Below are 21,335 nucleotides of genomic sequence, written 5' to 3'. Positions count from 1 at the left end.
GAATGCAATCTGCTCTTTGGGAAGGCTTAGCGCCGCCCCAAGCACCAGCGGGATCGCGATTGCGCCCGCATACATCACCATCACATGCTGACAGCCGAGAATCAGGAGCGGAAAGCCTCCCAATTTNTGATCAACGCTACTCGGTTGCATTTCATTTCTCCAAAGTAAAAGAAACAGTTCGACGACTCCGGAAAATAGGGAGGCGTCCCAGTCCCGTGTGCTGGAGAGGGGGTAGGAATCTTTGGCCTGATTTTTGGCGGCTCTCTTTTGCGTGCTTCTTCGGGCCTCGTGCGGCACGAAGAGCGTCGGTTGCTCAACGGGCATCTTCGACGAATGCCTCGTCAAGCGAGACCGCATCCTAGTCCAGTGCTGGCATCATGCTCACTCCTTTGGCTTTCCAATCGTTGCTTTCGGTATACCAGATTAGCAGATCTAAAGTGCCGGAGGGGGAGAAGGCGCTAGGTGTTTTCCCGACGGGCGGCCATGGTGCGAGATAACCATAAGACGCACAAGAATGATGCTTTGGGCCCTGGTGCAGTGCGGAATGGTGAGCGGCTGCCAGAGAAAAACTGCCGTGTTGCAGGGACGGNGTGGCCGAAATACTGATTGGCGTCCCCAATCGTCCATTTGCAGCCGCAGGTAGGTCCGCGGGGGCCAATCGCGCGGCTTCTCAGCACTTGGCAACCGCCCTGGGATGGCGGCTTGTATTAGGAATTGGTGAGGGAGAGGGCCGGTACTCAGATGGTGAGCGACACTTGGCCCCCGATCCTAAGTCCGACGGCCATGACCGAGCTGGGCCTCGGCTCGCAGGCAATCCGCTATGCCGGAGGCGATCGCGGAGCGGACCAGCTTGCGATTCCGCCAAATCTCCGAAGGGAAGAAATGAAACAGATGAGCTTCTGGCTCGATGCCAGGCCACTTGTGCGTCGTGGGTACAGTTGCTGGGATATGTCGGCCGATCAGATGGCCATGGCCGGGACTATTGGCTTGGAGATCGTCAGTTCACATGACTTTCGGTTCCAGTGGTGGTGTGGGACGAGCGGCAGGCCGTCGATCGAACAGCCGACCATCTGCTCCAAGATGACCCTCTTTGACCGCATTCGGCCTTGTTTCAGCCATTCACCAGTGCGGGCACCGATGCCCGCTTCGGGTCGTAAGACGCCGGTCGGCTCCTCTCAACTTGGTCTTCATGACGTTTGGACTTGAGCAGCCAGTTGCTCCCCTACGGCTGACCTTGCACAACGGCCTGAATCGGGCAGCTACAAGCTACCCAGCCTCAGCCGGAGCCAGGAGAGGTATCGTGCGCTCCCACCATGTGCGGGACTCAATCCCTTCCGAGCAACGCCGCTTTTAGTCAGGCGCATCCTCAGAGACAGCACGGCTTGTTGATCCTCGGTCTTGGGCTCCACCGTTCGCATCGCTGGTTGCTGTGCCGCGGTCCAGATCGCATGCGCGTCAGCAGCGTCCGTCTTGAGGCCGGCATCAAGCTCACCCACGTCCCCTACAAAGGCGTCTCGATGGGCATCAATGACGTTCTAGGCGGCAATATCGAGCTCTATATCTCCTCGATGCCGACGCTGGTTGGCTTCGTGCACAGCGGCAAGGTCAAGGCCCTCGCCGTGACCTCCAGCAAGCGGCTGGCAGAGCTGCCCAACGTGCCGACGCTCGACGAATCCGGCTACAAGCTCGTGGACTACGCGAACTGGTTCGGCTTCTTTGGCCCGGCAAAGCTGCCGGCCAACATCGCCGCCCGGCTGAACGCGGAATTTAACAAGGCGCTGCAGTCCCCAGACGTGCGAGAAAAGCTGCAGGCCCAGGGTATGGAAGTGGCCGTCAGCACCCCTGACGCCTTCGCAAAGCTGGTGCGCGACGACGTGGTCCGGTGGGGCAAGGTCGTGCGCGAAACCGGCGCGAAAGTCGAATAAAGGAACCGGAATAATGTCAATCAACAGTCAGTTCGAGCGAGTCTCCCCGGAGCAGGTGAAGCAGGCCGCCGAGTTTCAGGCGGCGATCTTCGCCGACGTCAACGGTCGGACGGGCGCCTTGCATGGCCGCATCGTCGCGCTGGTTCCTACCATGAAAGTGGCAGGCCCCGCATTCACGGTCGATGTCCGCCCGGGTGACAACCTGATGATCCATGCGGCCATCGCCCTCGCCCAGCCCGGCGACGTTCTTGTCATCGATGGCAAGGGGGACCAGACCGCCGCGCTGATGGGTGCGCTTATGATGAACGCATGCAAGGTCCGCCAGCTGGCCGGTGTCGTAATCGACGGTGCGGTGCGCGATCGTGAGGAGCTCGAGGCACTGGGCTTTCCCGTATTCTCGGTCGGCACCAATCCGAACGGTCCGACCAAGAATGTCCCCGGAAACTTAGGGGCTGCCATCAGCTGCGGCGGGGTAGCCCTCAGGCCAGGGGACCTCGTCATTGGCGACGCCGACGGCGTGGTCGTAGTCGAGCGCAAGAAAGTGGACAAACTGCTGCCTCTGGCTGCCAAGAAGGTGGTCGACGAGGAGGCCCGTATGCAGCAAATCAAGAGCGGGAATACAGCCGCCACCTGGCTCGTGGGCGCCCTGCGAAGCGCAGGGGTTCTGAAAGAGAGCGAAAGCCTCTTAGACAATCCGTTCGAACGAGGCGTGCTTGAGCGTTAGCGCCTGTGTGCGGCAAGCGGCGGCGCAGTGCCAGGCCATCAGCCTGCAAGTTCAAGTACGACAACAAACATTGTGACTGCGCTCCTTGAACGTGTTATTCCTGTATTCGAAGAGCCTGTTGTCGCTCGCTACCTTGGCGGTCAGCTTGCTTCAATCCTCGGCAATTAGACACAGAACATCGCGTTGAGCTTGCTGTTATGGGATCAAACTCACTCGGCTTTCCTCATCGGGGTGCTGAACTTTTTTCTGCAAGGGCCCATGCTGGCTGTGCCGATGCTGGCGGGACGGCGTTTCCATCCCTCGACGATCCGGGCGACGACGCTAAGAATCCTGAGTTGCTTGCTGGGAGTTTCAGTGTTGTTCCTTCTCGGCGCGATGACCGGCAAGCTCATACGCCATCCCGCTGCTGTTGCTGGCCGCGTTCCTGGGCATTGTGCTGGCCGTGGAGTGGCCAGCACGTCAATTGCTGCTCACGTCCTCCTTGAGTGATCGGTCGCTGCTCGTCAATGCGGTGGCGATGAACTCGCTCATATTCAACGTCGGGCGGATGGCTGTCTGTTCCCGCCGTTGAGAGCGGCACATCGAACCTGCTGCAGTCCATTGGTTCTGTACGCGTTCTGGCAACACATGCGCAAGCGGGGAAAGCGCTCTTGTTACTGGAGCAGTATCCGCATGCGCTGCAGCAAGAGTAAAGGTGCGGATTTCGGAGCCTCGCCTTGCCAAAAGCGGACGTATCCGTTCCTGACGCCTGAGTTGATTAAAGATGCCGAAAGCTATCGGCAAGCTCACCCGGGTCGCCTCGAAGACTGGATGAACTCAAACCGGGTTGGACACTCCTGGAATCAAGAATGGTTCGCCCGCAAGTCCAAATGACGCTCAAGCTTTCCCTTCCAACAGGTGCTTGGCCCGCTGCCAGTCCGCAGATTCCGCCCCTTCGGTGAAAGCTGCAAGAAGCCTACCGAGCGTGTGTCGCGCGCTTTTCGACTCGCCTTTATCTTGCTGCAGCCGCGCCAGGCTCAGCATCGCGCGAAGCTCCAGCGACTTTGCGTTCTGCTGATGGGCGATCTTGATTGCCCGACAGAAGCAATCCTCTGAAGCTTCGCTGTCGCGACGCATGCCGTGGATTGGGCTTGAGCGTGGGAGAAGCAATATGCCCTTTAAGCGATGTAACTCCGCTTCAAAGTAGCGCTCCCCGTTCTTGCTCGCCATAGCCAATGCCTCCGCCAAGACGTCCAGCCCCGACTGAGTTTTGCCTACCTTGTCATAAACTTGAGCCGCCAAAGCCAAAAAATACGGTAGTTCAAACTCGGCGCCAGTATCCCGGTAAGCAGCGAGGCCATGCTGAATCCTGGCGATACCATCCTCAATGCTCCCCTGTTCAGCCATCGCCCATCCCTGCAGGATGGTTCCCCATGCGCGCCAGAACGGAAACCCTTGTTCCGCCGAGAGCGCAATTGCTGCATCCGCATGCTGGCGACAAAGGTGCGGCTCATCTCGGTATTGATGAAGTTCCGCTGCATATACTAGGGCGAGCGCCAAGCTAATTGGATGAGAGACTTTACGGGCGAGCGCTAGCGCTTCTAGACTTCTATTGCCAGCTTGGGCCGGATAGCCTAAGTACCACAGTGACCGCGCGAGAAAGCTGAGTCCACGAACCCCAAGATCCTGCCCATATAGTGCAGCATGGACCGGGTGCTGCTCCGGCTCATAGTACGCGAGTCCTTGCTCAAGGTGAGCACGGGCAATGCGGAATTTTCCTAGAAAGAGCGACGTCCCTCCCAGTGCGACATGTGCCTGGCCTAGCCATACTGGATTCATTGTGCTCTCGGCCAGACTGAGCAATTCCCCTCCCAATTCATACGCTTTCCGGTGCTGCGCTCGAATCAATAGAAACGTGCGCAGGCCTAACTTGACTTGGAAGAGCTCCGAAGTTGCCGCACCGGTTGGACACAAGGCCAATGCCTTCGTATAGTTTTCTGCCACCTCAGAAGCGGCAAAGCCCCTGGCCGCAATCAAAGCTTGGCCGAGAGTAATCCGCAATGCCAACTCTTGCTGCGTTCGTCCTTTAGAGTCGGGAAGGTGAGTGACCAGTGTCAAAGCCTTGCTCAGATGAGTAATTGCATCACGATGGGCCGAATGGTCGACGGCCTGTCGCCCAGCACAGTGCAGATACTCTACCGCCTTGGGTATGTTGCCGCTGAGACTGAAATGGTGTGCTAGCTCGTTATAGCGGTCTTTCAGTTGATGACCAAAGAGAGCCTCGATGGCCCGACCAGTGCGTTCATGCAGAGCACCACGCTCTTCGGAGAGAAGGGAGTTCCCTGCGACTTCCTGAGTAAGGGCATGCTTAAATGCATACGCAATCTCCGGAAAGGCTGGGCGCTCGTAGATAAACTCTCCCGCCTGCAGGACCGCAAGGAGCGGATGCAGGCGAGCCTCCGGTTGCACGAAGACCTTCTGGACCAGACTAAAAGTGAACTCCTTGCCGATAATCGCCAGGGTCTGCAGTAACTCTCTCTCGGCGCGCGGCAGCCGGTCCATACGCGCCGCGAGTACCCCCTGCACTGTGGTCGGGATATGTAGCACGTCCCGAGTTCTTCTGACTCGGTAATAGCCTGGCTCGCCCAAGAGAGCTTTCTCCTCGGCTAATGTCCGAACAACCTCCTCCATGAAGAACGGATTTCCCTCGGTCTTTTCTAGGATGAGTTGCTTGAGTGGACCGAGTCCGGAGTCATCTCCCAACAAGATTTCGAGCAAGCCTTGCGCCTCCGCTGGACCCAGGGGCTCGAGCAGAAGCTCGGTGTAATTGTCCTTGTGATGCCAGGCGGCTTGGTACTCGGACCGGTAGTTCAAGAGAAGGAGGATCCGGACATTCGTCATCCGCTCAATGAAGTAGGCGAGAAACGCTTCTGTCTCGTTATCCAGCCATTGCAGGTCCTCGAACACAACCTCAATCGGATGACTACGACTCTCACAAACCAGCAGACGCGTGATCGCGTCGAACGTGCGCTCGCGCCGCAGGCTGGCGCCCATGTCTGCCAGCGACGAGCCATCTTCGTTGATACCAAGGAGATGAAGCAGGTAAGGCAGTATCTCTTCCAAGCTTTCCTCAAGTGTGAGTATTTTGCCTGTTACTTTCTCGCAGCACTTCCGCTCATCGTCCTGGGCAGTGATCTGAAAATAGTTCTTAAGCAACTCGATGAGCGGCAAATAGGCAAATGCCTTGCCGTGCGACACCGAATATGTCTCCAATACTAGGCATCCGAGGGAGAACACTTTGAATTCGTGGAGCAGTCGCGACTTGCCAACCCCCGCTTCACCTACCACGGCAACGATTTGCCCGTCTTCGGACCTTGTCCGCTCAAGCGCCTCCTGCAGCGTCTTAAGCTCGATCTCGCGGCCGACGAAGCGAGTCAAGCCACGGTGCGCTGCCACCTGAAAACGCGTGCGCAGAGGGCCGATTCCAAGCAACTCAAAGACTGCTACTGGATCAGGAATACCTTTGATCTGAGTGGCTCCCAGTGCGTTAAACTCAAAATACCCTTCCGTGAGCTTGTGGGTAGTGTCGCTGACAAGGATGGATGAAGGCGCAGCAATGGTCTCCATCCGCGAAGCGATGTGGATTGTTTGCCCCACAGGATCGTAGTCGGCGGTCAGACTGTCCTTACGGATTGAGCGCACGACCACTTCGCCCGAGTGCACACCTATCCGTATCTGTAGCGAGATACTTTGCTCTAGCTGAAGCCGGTCACTGTGCCGGCGAATTGCTTCCTGCATGCGTAATGCTGCGTAAAGCGCGCGCTTGGGGTGGTCCTCATGGGCAATGGGCGCGCCAAACAACGCTAGGATCCCGTCACCTAAAGACTTGGCAACATAACCCTCATAGTGATGGACGGCCTCCATCATCAATTCGATTACCGGGGTAATCAGGCGATGAGCCTCTTCCGGATCTCGGTCATGGATCAAGGCGGTCGAAGCGGCCATGTCAGCAAACAGGACCGTGATGGTCTTGCGTTCACCGGCGCGCCCCCCCCGGGACTCAAGCGCTGCCAGTTCGGCCCGGATTCGCTCGTCAAGGTGGAGCGAGGTGATACAACCGGGGGCAGCGGACGACGACGGCGGTTGCTCGCTAGTGGGAGCGCCGCACGCATTGCAGAAACGTGCGCCCGGACTCAGTTCGCGGCCACAGCACTTGCAGAGGCGTGCCAGCCCGGTGCCGCATTGCTCACAGAAAACGGCCCCAAGGGTATTTTCGAACCCGCAAATTGTGCAGTGTGCCATCGTGCCTTCCTGGACACGTCCTACGTGCAATTAGACGCCCGATTGCCTTCAGTCGCAATGCAGTGCGGATGGGGATCCCGCCACGCCGTGCATTTGGCGCCTCGCCCTGGGGTGCACTGCCGGAGTGCCCCAAATGGGGCGCTGGAGCAATGCCTCGGCCCAGGAATACGTCATCGGGTAAACACCTAAAGCAATAGATTTCGCTTTGGAATGTCAGTCTGCTATTCTGGTATGCCAGTTAGGAAACCTTCAGAGCCAACATGTGTTTGACGGTCTTCGGTGAGGAACCAACCCGTCATCGAGTCACCATGGGCGAAAAACATAACCAGCGATGAAGTGTCGGCTGTTACGGACAAAGTATCGGCGCAATGCCGCAAATGGCTGCTGAAATTGAGAGAGGCACACTACGCTGGGGAGGTTTCCACCAAGCGCTCTTGGCGCCACGGATTGAAAGCACGGAAAGTATGCCGATCTAAATCGATAGCCGACAGAGCATCGAGAGTATGCGCTCCGCGTCACTCGCTTTCGCGAGTTCAAAAATCAATTGGGAAGCGAAACGCCCTACTTATACTGCAACGCATGAATACTTGGACCACCCGAAAACTCCGATCCTTGCTCTTCGTCCCTGCGGACAGTGAGCGGAAACTTGCGGCATCGCTGCGATCGAATGCAGATGGGCTCATATTTGATCTGGAGGATAGTATTCCCGAGAAGGATAAGGCAAGTGCGCAGCGAAAACTAAGTGCTTTCCTAACAGAGTACGCGGAAGATATGCGTCCATCGCTGCTGGTCCGTGTCAATGGACTATCGTCCGCACACATATTAAATGACCTTGCGGCTGTGATTCCGCACAGGCCGGATGCAATCGTGCTTCCAAAATGTCGCGGTGTTCAGGACATTCACCGTCTCTGCGACTATCTATCTGCGATGGAGGTAGCTCTCTTAGACGGAAATTGGGAGACCGGTATTATTGCAATGGCCACTGAGTCCTCCGAGGGCGTATTTGGTTTGTCTTCGTACAGGAATGCGCCGATGCGTCTTCGTGCTTTAATGTGGGGTGTTGAGGATCTCGCCGCCGACCTTGGAACGCTCGCCTCTCACGAGGGTCATAGCCTTACCCCTCCTTTTGCCGTTGCTCGAACCATGTGTTTACTGGCGGCCGCTCAGGCTGGTATTGATGCTATCGACGCAGTAAGTACGGTTCTTTGCGATACGGAGCGGATAGCACTAGAAGCGTCGTCTGCAAAACGGGATGGATTTAGTGCGAAAGCTGCTGCACATCCCGCGCATATTGATATGATCAATCAGGCCTTCGCACCTCGTGAAGACGAAATAAGTTGGGCACGGCGCGTAGTGGAGGCTTTTTCTAGCACAAGCGCACAGGGTGTCGCTAGGCTCGATAATTTGATGATTGATCGTCCGCACCTTCGTCTTGCTCATCGCATACTTGCCGATGTCGAGGGTATTGATTAGCCTCCAGAAAGCATAGACGATGCGCTTACAGCAGACTTTTCCCTGTCAAGCTTTTTTGCACGAAACCGCATTTCGAGAAGAGCTCGGGCGTCGCCCTGACCCACATTCCCTACAAGGGCGCCGGCGAAGCGCTGATGGGTCTGATCGCCGGCAACGTAGACCTGCTGATCACCGCGACGCCGACCGCTATCCCGCAAGTCAAGGGCGGCAAGGCACGCGCGCTGGCGGTCACCGGCGCAGCGCGTGTACCGACTCTCCCTGACGTGCCGACATTTACCGAAGCTGGCCTGAAGGACTACGCCGTCACCAATTGGTTTGGCCTCGCCGCACCAAAGGGAACGCCGCCGGAGCTTGTTGCCAAGCTTCAGGCCGAGGTTCAGAAGAGCGTCCAAAGCGCTGACGTCAAGGAGCGACTGGCAAGCATGGGGGCACAGCCCGGTGGTATCCCTTCGGCAGAATTTGCGCGGCGAATCAAACAGGACACTGTTACGTGGACGCAAGTGGCGAAGGCAGCCAACGTCAAGCCGGAATAGTTTTACCGTCCTGCAACGAGCCAAGGCAAGCTCGCGTCGCCCGCCAGCGTGCGCGAGGCGCTGGTGATCCTTAACCAGGGTTCGCGTGGCTGACCGAAGCCGGCTACCTGGCCGGCAATCCGCTCGCATTCGCGCTCCGCCACCGCACGCCGGCCAAGGCGCGGATCACGCGCTACCTCAGTCACGAGTTGTGGGATGCCGGCAAGGACACGATCAAGCCGATGCCGGTAACGACTGGCCGCCACCGAACGCGAGCGGCTGCATACGACGCGCTGCCGCTGGCTCTCGCCCGTGCTCTATGCTGGAGGTCACCGGCAAGGGCAACCAGAACCAGCTGGTGCCGGTCACCGGCGAGCTGATTGCCGAACTGACGCGCTACCGCGGCGCCCATGCCACCGATCCCGCAGCCCGGGGGAAGACCCGCTTATTGCTGCTGCCGGTGATCGCCAGCCAGAACGGTGACAAAGGCCTGTCACGCTGGGGGCTGCACCTGATCAGGAAGTAAGTGTGCAGCCTGGCGGCGCGTTTTGACCGCCATCGTTCGGACTGATGCAGCCGCTTGAGAATACCGTCGAACGATTCGAGTTGCCGGTGGATCTCCTCTGGCCCGTTCTCAACCAGGAACGCGCGGAATGCCGACGCGAGCGCCGGCAACCGTACAGCCGGCAGGTGCGCCACATACCAGTCGGGCTCCACCCGGTTGCCTGCGAGCGGCAGCACATCGATCAGCCCCGCTTCGAACTCCAGCATACAGGCATGCAACGACAGGAACGCGATGCCCAACCCGGCCGAGACCATGCGCTTGATCGCCGCATTGCTGGACAGCTCGGATCCATGCGGGAAGCGCAGCCCCCGCCTCGCGGAACAGGCGTTCGACGGTATCGCGCGTACCAGAGCCGGGCTCACGGACCAGCAGGTTTTCCGCAAGCAAATCGTGCAGCGTGATGTGCCGGCGGGCCACCAATGGGTGATCGGGTGCGGCAATGAAGGCTATCGGATGCTTGGCAAAGGTCACCGCCTTCGTCCTGAGCTCGGAAGGCGGCCGCCCGATGATGGCCAGATCGATTTCGTGCATCCCCAGCATGCGCACGATCTCTTCCTGGTTGCCGACTGGAGGCACGATCTTCACATCCGGATGGAATTGGGTGAACGCCATTTCCTCAGGATTGTTGGATACGGAGGCGGGGATTCCTATTCAGCTTTCCGCGAAGACTGAAAATGAAAAGAAGGCAATTATTGAAGGATATTTGTTACTCATAACCACGGATTCGTTACTGATCTTCGATAAAAGAACAAATTTGATTACAGAATCTCGCTCCGAGACAAGCGAGGTTGCTCATGCAGCAGGAAGCCTTCGGCGTTTGCCATTCTCATTGCCGCATGCGCCCTAGTCAGCGAACACACTAAAGCGACTGCGAGACGGAGGCCACATTGCCGGACCGGTACAACGGCCTTGGCTTTAAGAAGCTTATCTACATGGTCGTCGAACTGCTCGATGTCCACGCCAGATGGCTGGACATTGAGGAAAATCGCCCCCGCTACACTTGGTCTTCATTGAGGAGCCCGAAGCCCACCTGCATGCTCAGTTGCAGCAGGTTTTCATCCGCAAAGTTCTAGACATCCTTGCCGTACCCGATGAGGATGCGCGGTACTGCACGAGTCAGGTCGTCGTCTCGACACATTCGCCGCACGTGCTCTTCGAGCTTTAGGCCGATCCGGTATTTCCGCCGAATCACCGATGCAGGCATGCAACGGTCTCAGGTTCTGAGCATGGCCGCTTTTTACGGCGACGGCCAACGACCCGCACGACCCCAACGGTCGCACCCGGGACTTCCTGGAGCGCTACCTGAGACTCATGCATTGTGACCTGTTCTTCGCCGATGCCGCCATCCTGGTGGAGGGAAGCACCTGGCCGACTTGCAGCACGCGGGCTGTTTTGCTGAGCGCCCGCTTGCGGATCGTGCGGTCCCGTCCGATTCCGGGACGCCCAGGGCCACGTCCGGGACGGGTATGGGGATCTGCCGGACTGGCTGCAGCGTGCGGTCAACGCAGGCCAGTCGATCGAGCATTTCCGGGTCTAACGCCAGGCGGCCCGGTTGGCGGCGTAACGCGGTATCCGTTCAACGCGACAGCAAGCCGGCCGAGCTCGGCCAGACCCGGTCATTGCCCATGGAATCGGAGAATGACTGCCGTGCGGGTTAGTAGCCGATTGCCATACCGTCACGCCGCCCGTCGGCTCCGCCAAAAAGGATGCCACGCGAACGATCCATCCAGATCGCCTGGCTGGTCCCCAAAGGATTGACCGACACGGTGGGTTTGTGGCCACGCTGTCTCAGCCCTTGCCAAACTTCCTCGGGTACCGTTTGCTCGAGCTCGAAGGAATCGCCTCTTGCAAACATACGGGGATGTTCGATGGCTTGCTGCACCGACATCCCATAATCCACGATGTTCGACAACACCTGGATCTGGCCAGCAGGTTGGAAATGGCCGCCAGTAACACCGAAGGACATCACGGCTTCCCCATCCCTCGTCAGCAACGCTGGAATGATGGTATGCATGGGACGCTTACGGCCAGCGATCTCATTGGGATGTCCCTGCTCCAGGACGAACCCGCATCCGCGGTTCTGGAGGAGCACTCCAGAAGCGGGGGCAACCAGGCCACTGCCGAAGTCATCGAAAATGGAATTGATAAAAGCAACCATGGTGCCGTTGGCGTCTACTACAGAAATGAACACCGTGTCGCGATGTTCGGGCGTGCGCGTAGGTGTAAGGTTCTCCGTGCGCTGATGCAGGCTCACTCTTGCAACCAGTTCGTTGATATACTTCGGAGACAGCATCCTCTCGACGTCAACTGGATGGAAACCCGGGTCGCACACGAAACTGTCACGCTGCGTGTAGGCGAGCCGGGAGATTTCGCCTAAGAGGTGGAAACGTTCCGCGCTCAGGGCGCCAAACTCGCCGAGTTTGAACGCGTTCAGCATGGAAGCCATTTGTAGCGCAATGATTCCCTGGCCGTTCGGCGGGCATTCCCAGAGCTCGTAACCTCGATATGTAGCGGAAATCGGAGAAACATACTCCGGTGCGTATTCGACAAAGTCGTCCAGCGATACAGCGCTTCCCCGCGCTTTGAGCGCCTGCACAATGTCTTCGGCAATCCATCCGTTGTAGAACGCGTCCGCGCCGTCATTTGCGATGGCTCGAAGCGCCTTGCCAAGCTTTCGGTTAGCACGCCGATCGCCAACCACTGGCGCTTGCCCGTCGCCCAGAAACACTTCTTTCGCTTCGGGCGTGGACGATACTTTCTCGGCATTTCGGGCCCAGTCTCGAGCAAGACGTTCGGTGACGATGTACCCGAACTCAGCAGCTTCGATGGCTGGCCGGAGGAGGTTCTCAAACGGTTGCGTTCCGTGATCCACGAGTAGCCGCTCCCAAGCTCTGACTGCGCCGGGCACCGTTACGGCGTGAACGCTAATGGTGGGAATCGCTGTAAGGCCATCTTGGCGCAATGCTTCTCCACTTACACCTTTTGGCGCCCATCCCGCACCGTTTAGCGCGATAGGCGGTTGACCGTTCTTCTTTACCAGTACGAAACAGTCCCCGCCGATGCCAGTCTGTGTTGGTTCTACCACGGCAAGCATTGCGGCAATCGCAACGGCTGCATCTACGGCGTTACCACCAGCCCGAAGCACGTCGAGTCCTGCAAGTGCAGCTTGTGGATTCGAAGTTGCCACCATCCCCTTGGTGCCGACGGCCACTGACCGACCGGGTTTGCAAAATTCACGCATCTATATCCCCATGTTTGCGGCCGCGACTCGTTGAGAGCGAGGCAACGCGGTGTGAGGAAATGCTAGGCGCACTTGCGTGCAATCTCGGTGCAATGTGATGGTCCAGAACGCAACGAAATCGCTGATTTCAATGGCACATTGACTGTACGACGGCACGTGCCGTGCCACCTTCACTCCCTCAGGGGAACTTGAAGCGAGACCTTCGACCGTTGCATGGCAACGTAGGTTTTGAATTGCTTAATATTGCCGGAGACAAAGAACAGTTCACGGGTTAGCTGCTCATACTCTGTCATGTCTTTGACGTTGACGATGAGCAGGAAGTCGAAATCCCCTGTCACATAGTAGACCTGCTGAATCTGAGGGCTATTGTTGAAGCGCGTCCTGACCTCATCGAGCAAATCGATGCGCTCATTCTCTAACTTGACCTCCACCAGGATTGTGATGGGCCGTCCGACGGCCACGGGATCCACTATGGCGACGGTCGAAGTAATTACCCCTCCCGCCTCGAGGGCTGAAATCCTTCGGTTGACGGCCGACGGTGAGAGATTGACCGCCTCGGAAAGTTGCCTCTGAGACAGTTTGCTGTTCGATTGCAGAAGGCTCAGCAGCTTAATGTCGTATGAATCGAGTTGCATAATCTGTTCCGTGCCGCCTTGAGAATGGCGAATGAGGACCTCATTGTCGCAGCTTCGTTACGCAACGAGACCCACGTTGGCCTTTTTTCGGCGAGCGGAATGCAACAAATGTCCACCTCCCGTGCCGAGTGGGGAATAGTAGGCCGCAAAAAAATAGCCGGCCACCCTGAAGCAGTAGCCGGCTGGGGGGAATGCCCTGGTCCGCGGAAACAACGGACGTTGAAGGATTGTCAGTCTGCCGAAAAGCCGCTCGACTTGATCGGACCTTCCCATTGCGCAAGTGTTGTCGCCTGAAGCTGAGCCAGTTCGGTAGGCGTGGAGTACGAATGGGTCATCGCAAACTGCTGGATCCGCTTTTGCAGTTCCGGTGATTGCATGGCTTCGGACAAGGCCTTGCTTAGCCGCTGCACTTTGTCAGCGGACATACCGGCCGGGCCATAGAGAGCAACGTAGGCGTCGGCAGATACGTTGATTCCGGATTCGCGAAGGGTCGGCACGTTTGGCAGGAATGGACTGCGACGCTCACCTGTGGTGGCGAGAATCCGCACCTTGCCGGATTTCGACATTTCCATGGGTTCATAGATGGTGTCGATAATCATGGGAATCTGCCCCCCTGCAAGGTCGACAAGAGCAGGCGATCCACCTTTGTACGGGACATGCTGCAACTGGACTCCCGTCGCGTTTCCGATCATGCCGCCAAGGAAGTGGCTAATGTTGCCAGGGCCGGATGTGCCATATGATGCTTCAGAAGGGTGTGCCTTTGCCCACATCAGGACTTCTTTGATGCCGCCGGCTGGCACCTTTGGACCGACGGCAAGGCACAATTCATAGGTCGCCACGCGTCCAATGGGTGTGAAATCCTTCGCGGGGTCGAACTCCAGCTTCTTGTATGCGTGAGGAAATACCGTAAACGGGGCGCTATTGGACAAGACGAGAGTTTGACCGTCGGGAGCGGAACGTTTGAGTTCACTCAGCGCCAATCGTTGATTGGCGCCAGGGCGATTTTCAACGATAACAGGCTGTTTCAGCGTGACACGAAGTCGCTCGGCTAGCGCGCGGCCCACGGAATCAACAGCGCCGCCGGCCGCGAATCCGACCAGAATTCTTACGGGTGCCGTGCTCCCCTGGGCGTGGACAGAACTGACCGACAATGCGAGCAGGCCGGCCAGGGATAGGGCAATAGTCGAACGGACCATGGTTGTCTTCCTCCTTTGGTGGATGGGATTTGCACTTCTAATAGTTGTGGGCTTGCTGCAAAGTGTTCCGGATCTACTCCAGAACACTGTCTCGACCATCAGTAGACAGGCGCGGGTGCTGTACTACCTAGCGAGCCATTCCGCTTGACGGACGACGATCGATTCCGGGGCTACACCGACAAGTTGTTGGAAGGCCTTGGGAGCCGTTGCGCCTTCGGTGCTGATCAGCAAGACCCGGGAGTTCGAGTCAACTCCGATCTCAGCGAGCAGCCCCTTATGCTCGCGGAGCACCGCAAGACCGGCGAGTCCCGCAGCGCCTGATTCGCCGGAAACAATGGGCACATCACGCTCGCTACCGCGCGCAAGCATATGCATGGCAGTGACTGCGTCGTCATCAGAGATGGTCATGAACAGGTCGACACTTTCCTGCAAAAAACGCCACGCCAGGGGAGATGTCTCGCCGCATGCGAGTCCGGCCATCACTGAATCTACCGACCCGGTAGCCTTGGCCGGTCGGCCATGCTTCGCGCTCTGAAACAGGCAATCAGCTTGCTCTGGTTCCACCACGATGAACTTCGGACGGCGCGCGCCGTAGATTTCCCAGATGTAGCTAACAACGCCTGCTGCCAAACCACCCACGCCGCCTTGCAAGAAAACATGCGTGTAGGGGCATTCTCCAGAGGAATTTGCGCGTGTCTGCGCGATGGCCTCAGCAGCGATGGCACCGTAGCCTTGCATGACATCGCGAGGAATGTCTTCATAGCCATCGTAGGACGTGTCAGCGACAACGCTCCAGCCATGGGTGCTGGCGAGTCGCGCCGCTTCTTCGACTGACTCATCATAGTTGCCGACTATCCGGACGATTCTGGCACCGTAAGCCGCAATAGCGGCTTCTCGCTCCTGGCTGACGTTTGCGTGGAGAACGATGGTGCAAGCGCAGCCAATCGACTGCGCAGCAGCAGCGAGCGCCCGGCCATGGTTGCCATCGGTAGCGCTCACTACTGTGAATCCTTTGACCAGATCCGCATACTTGCCGGCGACAAGGTCCCGAGGGTCGATGCTCTCATCTGGCCAGCGGCGCAGAATCAGGCGAATCAGCGCGATTGGAGCCCCCAGAGCCTTGAAGCTACCCAACGGAGACCGAACCGATTCGTCCTTGACGCTAATCGAGCCGACATCGAGGCGCGCTGCCATGTCCGGGAGACTGTAGAGCGGGGTCGGTCGGTCGGACAGTTGGTTCCAGCAAGAGAGCCAAGCCAAGCTCTCGTCGGCGGTCGCGACATTCATGATTGCCTGCAGTTCTGCAGGATACGGATTGAAGGCGGCTTTCTCGTTAGCGATGATCATCGATGGGTCCTGCGATGAGAGCGATTCTGATGTCGTCGGTGGACGGCGCTGCCGGACGACTCCTCCGCTCATTCGTGTTTGCCCCGTCAGTATTGGCGCCTGTCCAAGGGAGGTCTGAGACGATGGTAGTAGGAGTGGTGTGAAATTACGCGGCGTTTTGATGTTCGCAAAAGAAACAAACGCGCGATTTTCGTCGTCGTAAAGCCGCGGGACTTGCGTGCAGCATTTACGCGCCACGAGCTCAGAGGGGAGAAATTCCCCCAAATGCCGGCGCAGAGGGTAAACGAAGAATGGCCCGCAATTGCGGGCCGCCGATATAACTCGATGCAGGAGACGCTATGGAAGGCTACCGGGAAGCGCACTCCAGACGCCGCTTAACGACGTCGAGAAGAACCTCTGCACCCATTACAAGTTGGTCATCATCGGTGTGCTCTCGAGGGTTATGGCTGATGCCGCCGCGGCTCGGCACGAAAATCATTGCCGACGGCGCAATGCGGGCGATCATCTGGGCGTCGTGGCCAGCGCCAGACGTCATGCGCCGATTACTAAACCCAAATCGTTTGGCGGATGCTTCGATTTCATTTGCCAAGTCGGCATCGAAAACGACAGGTGAGAACCGCACGAGCTGTTCTGTGCTTACCTTCACGCCCTCTTTTTCTGCGACGTCCACCAAAAAGTCGGCGAGGGCCTTCTCGGCAGCCTGCAACCGGGATTCATCCGGATCCCGCAGGTCAACCGTCAGCGTGGCCCTGCGCGGAATCACGTTGATGACGTTGGGCTCGAATCGCATGCAACCTACGGTAGCTAGCGTAGTGCCGCCAGAATTTGCAGCCAGATCGCGAACGAACGTCGCAATGGCGGAGGCCACCCAGCCCGCGTCATGGCGCAAATGCGTCGGCGTAGTACCGGCGTGGTTCGCGTTGCCTTGAATCGTGATCTGCTGCCACGAGATGCCTTGGAGATTTTCGACTACCCCGATGAGGATGTTCTCTGCTTCAAGAATCGGGCCCTGTTCGATGTGGAGCTCGACGTATTCATGAGGAACGATGGAGCCGGGCACCATGGTTCCCGCATACCCGATTCGCGACAGCTCTTCGCCCAGCTTCGTGCCATCGGTGCCAATGGTGTCCAGAGCTTGCTGTAGGGGGAGGCCGCCGGCGTAGACCAGGGAACCCATCATGTCAGGCTGGTAACGAATCCCTTCCTCGTTGGTGAAGGCGCCCACCGTGAAGGAACGAGACGGAAGAACTCCTGCCTCTCTATATGCGCGCGCTACGGCAAGGCCCGCAAGCACGCCGTAACAACCATCCAGCGCGCCGGCGTTGGTGACCGTATCGATATGCGAACCCACCATCATAGGCGCTTGGTACCCATCGCCCTTTGCAGACCTGAGCGTACCGAAGATGTTGCCGATACTGTCTACTTGGACGTCAAGGTCCAGTTCTCGCATCCAACGCACCACCAGGTCTCGGCCCGCCTTCTCGCTGTCCGTGAGCGCGATACGAGTCCGGCCGCCGACGTCCTCGTCGGCCCCGACTCCGCCTAGTACCCGGACTTGTTCAAGCAGCTTTCCGCCGTCCAGCTTTAGTACTTGTTGCTCAGAGATGTCGCACATCAGCAGTCACCTTACACGCATTTGAAATCACCGGGCGCGAGCCTTGCCCACATATTCAGTGGATCGTATTGCAGGAGCAGCGCAAAAACGGCGCTACTTTAGCCTACGACACGCAACAACGGTGCAAAATGGGTCGCTGGGGAGGTTTCCCTATCGTGTTCGTTGGCGCACTTTAGATGGGTGCTATGGCGCCGATCTCAGTGAAATGAGCCTTGAGGACGATGGGCATAGGCGCGCGCTTGCACGACGAGACATGAGGCGTGATGTGATGAGCCTGAATCACTTAGGCACGGCGAAAACCCGCCACAGGCACGCCGACGGACTCCGTGGCCCCGAAGCGGACTCACGATCTGATGGGCTGTGTCGTCTGGATGACGGCGTAACTTCTTGCCGTGGATAGGGGCATTGGCGGGGTGCGGCGCCCCTGCCCCGCCTGAGGGACAACAAATGTCCGATTGTCCTGCAGGATTTCTATTCAGTGGCCGACCTACCCAGCCTAACAAGTCAAGGCTGGATAGAACTCACCTGCAGAAGAGCCCCAGGGGCCTCCCGGAAAGAGAACGCAATTCAATACGTGAACTCTTCGCGCCACAAAGCGCATGCCAGACGTCCTTGTGCAACGGCGACGAGGAACCTTACGCCGTAAGGAATGGCTTTGTCATTAAAATCGTACGCCAGATTGTGCAGCGCAGCCGTGTCTCCATTTCCGATGTTCAGGTAGCACCCGGGAATCTTCTGCAACAATTGGCCAAAATCCTCCGATCCCGAATTAGGTCGTACCTCGACATCGAGTGACTCCGGTCCAAAGACTCCTGCGCTCGCCGGCGGCGTCCACACCCTTGGCCTCCATCGCGGCCCGTTCCTCGCGAATGCGCTCGGCCAGATGGGGCGGCGTGTAAAGGACCGGGGCCGGGACGGGCGGCGCCGGAGGCGGGGCTATGGTAGCGGTCCCTAGACAGGCCGTGACCTTTGAGATTCCCTCTATTCGACTTGGCGTGCAGGTAGCGCCAGCCGCGCCAACTCCGCGAAATATCGCGCACCCACTGTAAGCACTTCGTCGTTGAAGTCATAGCAACTGTTGTGCAGCGGAATGCCGCCTGGCGTGCCAGTGTCGCCGTTGCCGATAAAGACGAAAGCGCCTGGCACGGCCTGCAGGAAGGCCCCGAAGTCTTCGGAAATCATCATCGGCTCGATGTTGCCGTTCACGCGATCGGTGCCAACGACGTTTCGCGCGGCCTCCAGCGCGACCGGCACCCACTGCTCCCAATTCACGGTAGGCGCGAACTCATGCGTGTAGGTGAAGGCGCACTCGGCGCCGTGCAGCCGGCAGATTCCCTCGGCAATTTCGCGCATCCGGGTCTCAAGCAACCTCTGCACGGCAGGCGTATAGCTGCGCGTATCGCCCTTGATGGCCACGTTGGTCGGAATGGCGTTGCGAATGCCGTCGGTGATGAATTCCGTACACGAGATCACCGCAGGCTGGCTGGGATCGAGATTCCTGGACACGATCGTTTGCAGCGCCAACACGATCTCGGCGGCAATCACGATGGGGTCGATACCCATGTGCGGACGGGCGGCATGCGTACCGCGTCCCTTCACGTGGATCATGAAATTGTCTTCGCTGGCCATGATGCCACCCGCGCGTGTCGCGATGCTTCCTGCGGGAAGTCCGGGCATATTGTGTGCACCGAAGATGGCGTCGACCGGGAACTGCTCGAACAGTCCATCCTTCATCATCGCTTTCGCGCCTCGCCCATGCTCCTCGGCGGGCTGGAAGATGAAGCGGACGGTTCCGTCGAAGTCGCGGCGTTCGCTGAGCAGCCTTGCCGCGCCCAGGACCATCGCCATATGGCCATCGTGGCCGCAGGCGTGCATCTTGCCGGCCGTGGATGACACATGGGCGCGCCCCGGCGCGTCTTCATGAATGGCGAGCGCGTCCATGTCCGCGCGCAGTCCGATCACGCCGGTGCCGGAGCCGACGCGCAGGTTGGCCACCAGACCGGTGCCGCCGAGGTCGCGATGAACCTCCATGCCCATCTCGCCAAGCAGCCGGGCGATGAAGTCGGAGGTATGCCATTCCTCGAAACCGGTCTCGGGACTGCGGTGCAGCGCATGGCGCCAGGACTTGAGCTGGGTGAGAAGGTCGTGATCGGAGGTCATGATTCAGTCTGCAAGAGAAAGAGACGGGGGCATGGGCGGATCATGCGACCGAACCCGCGCAATGATGTCCGGTTCCGGGCGGTCGAATCGGGACATCGTTGCATCCGTGGCGGCTGCCCCGGTAAAAATCGGGATGGCGCCCATGGCCCTGCCATCTGCCGCCCAGGATGCGAAAATGGGTTCCCCATGTGACCCGCGGGGCAATCCGCCCGCGAGTCGGAGGAAAGAAAACGGCAATGCAAGATAGGATGCCGCATCGTGAGTGATGGTAGCTGAGTAGGCCAGCATGCCTTTGGTGAGGGTAAGAAAGTATGCTGCGCTGAGGACGATGCCCCAGTTCTTCCCCAGGTATTCCGTAATGATCCCAGCGTAGTCGGTGCACTGGCCGCTTGCGGACAGCGAGCGGATATACAAATTGGACAGATAATGGACGGCCGGATAGGCAATCGCCAAAGCCGCCGCCGAGGTCCAGAATCGCTTGATTCCCATTTACAGCGGCATGAAAACCACGCCGGACCCGATGGCCATGCCGATGCACAGAACCACCCATCCCGCGTCATACATGGTCAAAGGAACGCGTTCCCTGGTTGCCGCACCTAGTCCAACTGCACTTCCGATGGTATTCGCCATTATCGCCACCCTTGGCATATGAATTCTGAATATGGGACCACCGAATCAAGTCGCCCCGTGTCTCCCCATGGATAATGATCTTCGGATTGCAGATAATTAGAGCAAAATACTTTTTACGCTCTGATTAATCTTCAAGACAGAATCTCATCCCACCGGCATCGAGTGCACGAAGTCGACTTTGTGACGAGCATCCGTGGTTGCCCTTAAAATTTTGGATTATCAGTGCAGGCATTTGTGAATGCTTTTCCAGAATCGATGCCGCACCGGACTTCAACGGGCTGGTGCTGTTGCCGCCTGGCCCTGTCGGTTTCGGGCAAGAATGGGGCCTCAGGCGGGACGTCGCCTGACGGCACGCCGCGCGCGACCGGCATCCCCTAGCACTACTGCGCGTCCGATGGCGTCGAGCGCGTCGCGCATCAGCAAGGCTTCTTCGGCATCGCGCGCATAAGCGCTCAGGTCCGACCAGCTCACATTCTGGAGCAATCTGGTCAAAGCGGCTGTACGCCGCTCGTCGAGATGCAGTTGAATGGTTGCTGCCATCACGGTCCTGTGGAATGTAGGGGCCTGAATATTGCAGGCCGTTGTCGGAAGAGCATCGCGCCCGATATGCATAGGCCCGGAGGCGCCACGCTCGCGGGCAAAGCCCGTACCTGCGCACGGACTTTGCGATCGTCGCCTGACTCAGCCGTCGCGGACGCAATCAGGAGGTGCTGGGCACGTCAGCCAGCGCTGGCTTCTCCTCTCTCGTATAGAACTTGTGGCTCGTCGGCGGAATCTGTGGGTGAAAGCGGATGTGCGGCTAGCCGAGTGAAGCCCGATTCAGGTACTGATAGAGCTCGCGACAGGTTGCATCAAAGGAATTTTGTGCGGACTCGGAGATAACTGGCCAGATGAGAGGGCCGCCGTCTTCCTCGATGAGCTTGTCCAGGAGGGTTGCCACAGGGAGGGTAAGGAGATCGGGATCTTCATGGCGTCGTCGGATCATTTCGCCACCGAGCATCCAGATGTGATCGCGGTGCCGAAGCAATGTC

General features: G+C 58.4%; 17 protein-coding genes and 5 pseudogenes. 8 read left to right on the top strand and 14 right to left on the bottom strand.

The features are described from left to right. Positions 1-324, bottom strand: a pseudogene (locus A3A5_RS45275) (solute carrier family 23 protein); the annotation flags it as partial. A gap of 459 nt (positions 325-783) precedes the next feature. Here A3A5_RS45275 and A3A5_RS0133630 point away from each other — a divergent pair. Beyond that, complete coding sequence (locus A3A5_RS0133630) at positions 784-1,206, top strand: hypothetical protein (RefSeq protein WP_157637370.1); 423 nt, start codon at positions 784-786, stop codon at positions 1,204-1,206. A gap of 161 nt (positions 1,207-1,367) precedes the next feature. Here A3A5_RS0133630 and A3A5_RS44215 read toward each other — a convergent pair. Then, positions 1,368-1,472, bottom strand: a pseudogene (locus A3A5_RS44215) (IS110 family transposase); the annotation flags it as partial. Here A3A5_RS44215 and A3A5_RS39740 point away from each other — a divergent pair. After that, a complete protein-coding gene (locus A3A5_RS39740) occupies positions 1,449-1,925 on the top strand; it encodes a tripartite tricarboxylate transporter substrate binding protein (RefSeq protein ID WP_018314839.1) in 477 nt (158 codons plus the stop codon). The pseudogene A3A5_RS44215 and the gene A3A5_RS39740 overlap by 24 nt on opposite strands. Positions 1,926-1,938: 13 nt before the next feature. Further along, a complete protein-coding gene (locus A3A5_RS0133620) occupies positions 1,939-2,649 on the top strand; it encodes an RraA family protein (RefSeq protein ID WP_018314838.1) in 711 nt (236 codons plus the stop codon). Positions 2,650-3,108: 459 nt separating this feature from the next. Here the strand turns inward: A3A5_RS0133620 and A3A5_RS43795 are convergent, their stop codons facing one another. Together A3A5_RS43795 and A3A5_RS0133610 are read right to left on the bottom strand one after the other, a co-directional pair. Beyond that, positions 3,109-3,438 carry a hypothetical protein gene (locus A3A5_RS43795; protein WP_157637369.1) on the bottom strand — a complete coding sequence of 110 codons (330 nt, stop codon included), beginning with the start codon at positions 3,436-3,438 and terminating at the stop codon, positions 3,109-3,111. Between the two features lie 87 nt (positions 3,439-3,525). Then, the gene (locus tag A3A5_RS0133610) at positions 3,526-6,930 is read right to left on the bottom strand and encodes an adenylate/guanylate cyclase domain-containing protein (protein ID WP_018314835.1); all 3,405 of its coding nucleotides are present in this window, start codon (positions 6,928-6,930) and stop codon (positions 3,526-3,528) included. A gap of 579 nt (positions 6,931-7,509) precedes the next feature. On the opposite strand from A3A5_RS0133610, the gene A3A5_RS42520 reads away from it, so the two are divergent. From A3A5_RS42520 to A3A5_RS45850, 3 genes and pseudogenes are all read left to right on the top strand, one after another. Then, the gene (locus A3A5_RS42520) at positions 7,510-8,403 is read left to right on the top strand and encodes a CoA ester lyase (RefSeq protein WP_081624046.1); all 894 of its coding nucleotides are present in this window, start codon (positions 7,510-7,512) and stop codon (positions 8,401-8,403) included. Positions 8,404-8,486: 83 nt separating this feature from the next. Continuing rightward, a pseudogene (locus tag A3A5_RS39735) lies at positions 8,487-8,936 on the top strand (Bug family tripartite tricarboxylate transporter substrate binding protein); the annotation flags it as partial. Between the two features lie 298 nt (positions 8,937-9,234). Then, positions 9,235-9,441: a hypothetical protein gene (locus A3A5_RS45850; protein ID WP_018314833.1), complete on the top strand. Its 207-nt coding sequence runs from the start codon at positions 9,235-9,237 to the stop codon at positions 9,439-9,441. A gap of 164 nt (positions 9,442-9,605) precedes the next feature. Here A3A5_RS45850 and A3A5_RS45845 read toward each other — a convergent pair. Beyond that, positions 9,606-10,092 (bottom strand): annotated as a pseudogene (locus tag A3A5_RS45845) (LysR substrate-binding domain-containing protein); the annotation flags it as partial. Here A3A5_RS45845 and A3A5_RS45840 point away from each other — a divergent pair. Together A3A5_RS45840 and A3A5_RS45260 are read left to right on the top strand one after the other, a co-directional pair. Continuing rightward, positions 10,082-10,327 (top strand): hypothetical protein, encoded by a 246-nt coding sequence (locus A3A5_RS45840; RefSeq protein ID WP_157637368.1) that lies wholly within the window; start codon positions 10,082-10,084, stop codon positions 10,325-10,327. The pseudogene A3A5_RS45845 and the gene A3A5_RS45840 sit on opposite strands and share 11 nt — an antisense overlap. Before the next feature lie 153 nt (positions 10,328-10,480). Beyond that, entirely contained in the window at positions 10,481-10,645 is a 165-nt protein-coding gene (locus tag A3A5_RS45260; RefSeq protein WP_018314831.1) for an AAA family ATPase, read from the top strand. Between the two features lie 489 nt (positions 10,646-11,134). Here A3A5_RS45260 and ggt read toward each other — a convergent pair whose 3' ends face one another. The 9 genes and pseudogenes from ggt to A3A5_RS45250 form a co-directional block, all read right to left on the bottom strand. After that, positions 11,135-12,721, bottom strand: a complete 1,587-nt coding sequence (gene ggt, locus A3A5_RS0133585) for a gamma-glutamyltransferase (RefSeq protein ID WP_026201394.1) — start codon at positions 12,719-12,721, stop codon at positions 11,135-11,137. Positions 12,722-12,891: 170 nt separating this feature from the next. Continuing rightward, the gene (locus A3A5_RS0133580; protein WP_018314829.1) at positions 12,892-13,356 is read right to left on the bottom strand and encodes an Lrp/AsnC family transcriptional regulator; all 465 of its coding nucleotides are present in this window, start codon (positions 13,354-13,356) and stop codon (positions 12,892-12,894) included. Positions 13,357-13,586: 230 nt separating this feature from the next. Beyond that, complete coding sequence (locus tag A3A5_RS0133575) at positions 13,587-14,552, bottom strand: Bug family tripartite tricarboxylate transporter substrate binding protein (RefSeq protein WP_018314828.1); 966 nt, start codon at positions 14,550-14,552, stop codon at positions 13,587-13,589. A 123-nt stretch (positions 14,553-14,675) separates the two neighbouring features. After that, entirely contained in the window at positions 14,676-15,899 is a 1,224-nt protein-coding gene (locus A3A5_RS0133570) for a diaminopropionate ammonia-lyase (RefSeq protein ID WP_018314827.1), read from the bottom strand. 346 nt (positions 15,900-16,245) lie between these two features. Further along, on the bottom strand, positions 16,246-17,514 hold the full coding sequence (locus A3A5_RS0133565) for a Zn-dependent hydrolase (RefSeq protein ID WP_018314826.1): 1,269 nt from the start codon (positions 17,512-17,514) through the stop codon (positions 16,246-16,248). Positions 17,515-18,495: 981 nt separating this feature from the next. Further along, positions 18,496-19,674: a M20 aminoacylase family protein gene (locus tag A3A5_RS0133560; RefSeq protein WP_018314825.1), complete on the bottom strand. Its 1,179-nt coding sequence runs from the start codon at positions 19,672-19,674 to the stop codon at positions 18,496-18,498. A 3-nt stretch (positions 19,675-19,677) separates the two neighbouring features. After that, on the bottom strand, positions 19,678-20,163 hold the full coding sequence (locus A3A5_RS0133555) for a hypothetical protein (protein ID WP_018314824.1): 486 nt from the start codon (positions 20,161-20,163) through the stop codon (positions 19,678-19,680). Positions 20,164-20,631: 468 nt separating this feature from the next. Beyond that, entirely contained in the window at positions 20,632-20,844 is a 213-nt protein-coding gene (locus A3A5_RS39725) for a hypothetical protein (protein WP_157637367.1), read from the bottom strand. 259 nt (positions 20,845-21,103) lie between these two features. Beyond that, positions 21,104-21,335, bottom strand: a pseudogene (locus A3A5_RS45250) (hypothetical protein); the annotation flags it as partial.

The organism is Cupriavidus sp. UYPR2.512, assembly GCF_000379565.1.
Classification (GTDB): domain Bacteria; phylum Pseudomonadota; class Gammaproteobacteria; order Burkholderiales; family Burkholderiaceae; genus Cupriavidus.
The sequence above is the reverse complement of the archived record's forward strand: the minus strand, read 5'-3'. Positions and strand labels throughout refer to the sequence as shown.

What these genes read in the sequence shown, in the direction of transcription:
- A3A5_RS0133630 (WP_157637370.1), top strand. Translation starts at nt 784, where the DNA reads ATGACCGAGCTGGGCCTCGGCTCGCAGGCAATCCGCTATGCCGGAGGC.
- A3A5_RS39740 (WP_018314839.1), top strand. Translation starts at nt 1,449, where the DNA reads ATGCGCGTCAGCAGCGTCCGTCTTGAGGCCGGCATCAAGCTCACCCAC.
- A3A5_RS0133620 (WP_018314838.1), top strand. Translation starts at nt 1,939, where the DNA reads ATGTCAATCAACAGTCAGTTCGAGCGAGTCTCCCCGGAGCAGGTGAAG.
- A3A5_RS0133610 (WP_018314835.1), bottom strand. Translation starts at nt 6,930, where the DNA reads ATGGCACACTGCACAATTTGCGGGTTCGAAAATACCCTTGGGGCCGTT.
- A3A5_RS42520 (WP_081624046.1), top strand. Translation starts at nt 7,510, where the DNA reads ATGAATACTTGGACCACCCGAAAACTCCGATCCTTGCTCTTCGTCCCT.
- A3A5_RS45850 (WP_018314833.1), top strand. Translation starts at nt 9,235, where the DNA reads ATGCTGGAGGTCACCGGCAAGGGCAACCAGAACCAGCTGGTGCCGGTC.
- ggt (WP_026201394.1), bottom strand. Translation starts at nt 12,721, where the DNA reads ATGCGTGAATTTTGCAAACCCGGTCGGTCAGTGGCCGTCGGCACCAAG.
- A3A5_RS0133580 (WP_018314829.1), bottom strand. Translation starts at nt 13,356, where the DNA reads ATGCAACTCGATTCATACGACATTAAGCTGCTGAGCCTTCTGCAATCG.
- A3A5_RS0133575 (WP_018314828.1), bottom strand. Translation starts at nt 14,552, where the DNA reads ATGGTCCGTTCGACTATTGCCCTATCCCTGGCCGGCCTGCTCGCATTG.
- A3A5_RS0133570 (WP_018314827.1), bottom strand. Translation starts at nt 15,899, where the DNA reads ATGATCATCGCTAACGAGAAAGCCGCCTTCAATCCGTATCCTGCAGAA.
- A3A5_RS0133565 (WP_018314826.1), bottom strand. Translation starts at nt 17,514, where the DNA reads ATGTGCGACATCTCTGAGCAACAAGTACTAAAGCTGGACGGCGGAAAG.
- A3A5_RS0133560 (WP_018314825.1), bottom strand. Translation starts at nt 19,674, where the DNA reads ATGACCTCCGATCACGACCTTCTCACCCAGCTCAAGTCCTGGCGCCAT.
- A3A5_RS0133555 (WP_018314824.1), bottom strand. Translation starts at nt 20,163, where the DNA reads ATGGGAATCAAGCGATTCTGGACCTCGGCGGCGGCTTTGGCGATTGCC.
- A3A5_RS39725 (WP_157637367.1), bottom strand. Translation starts at nt 20,844, where the DNA reads ATGGCAGCAACCATTCAACTGCATCTCGACGAGCGGCGTACAGCCGCT.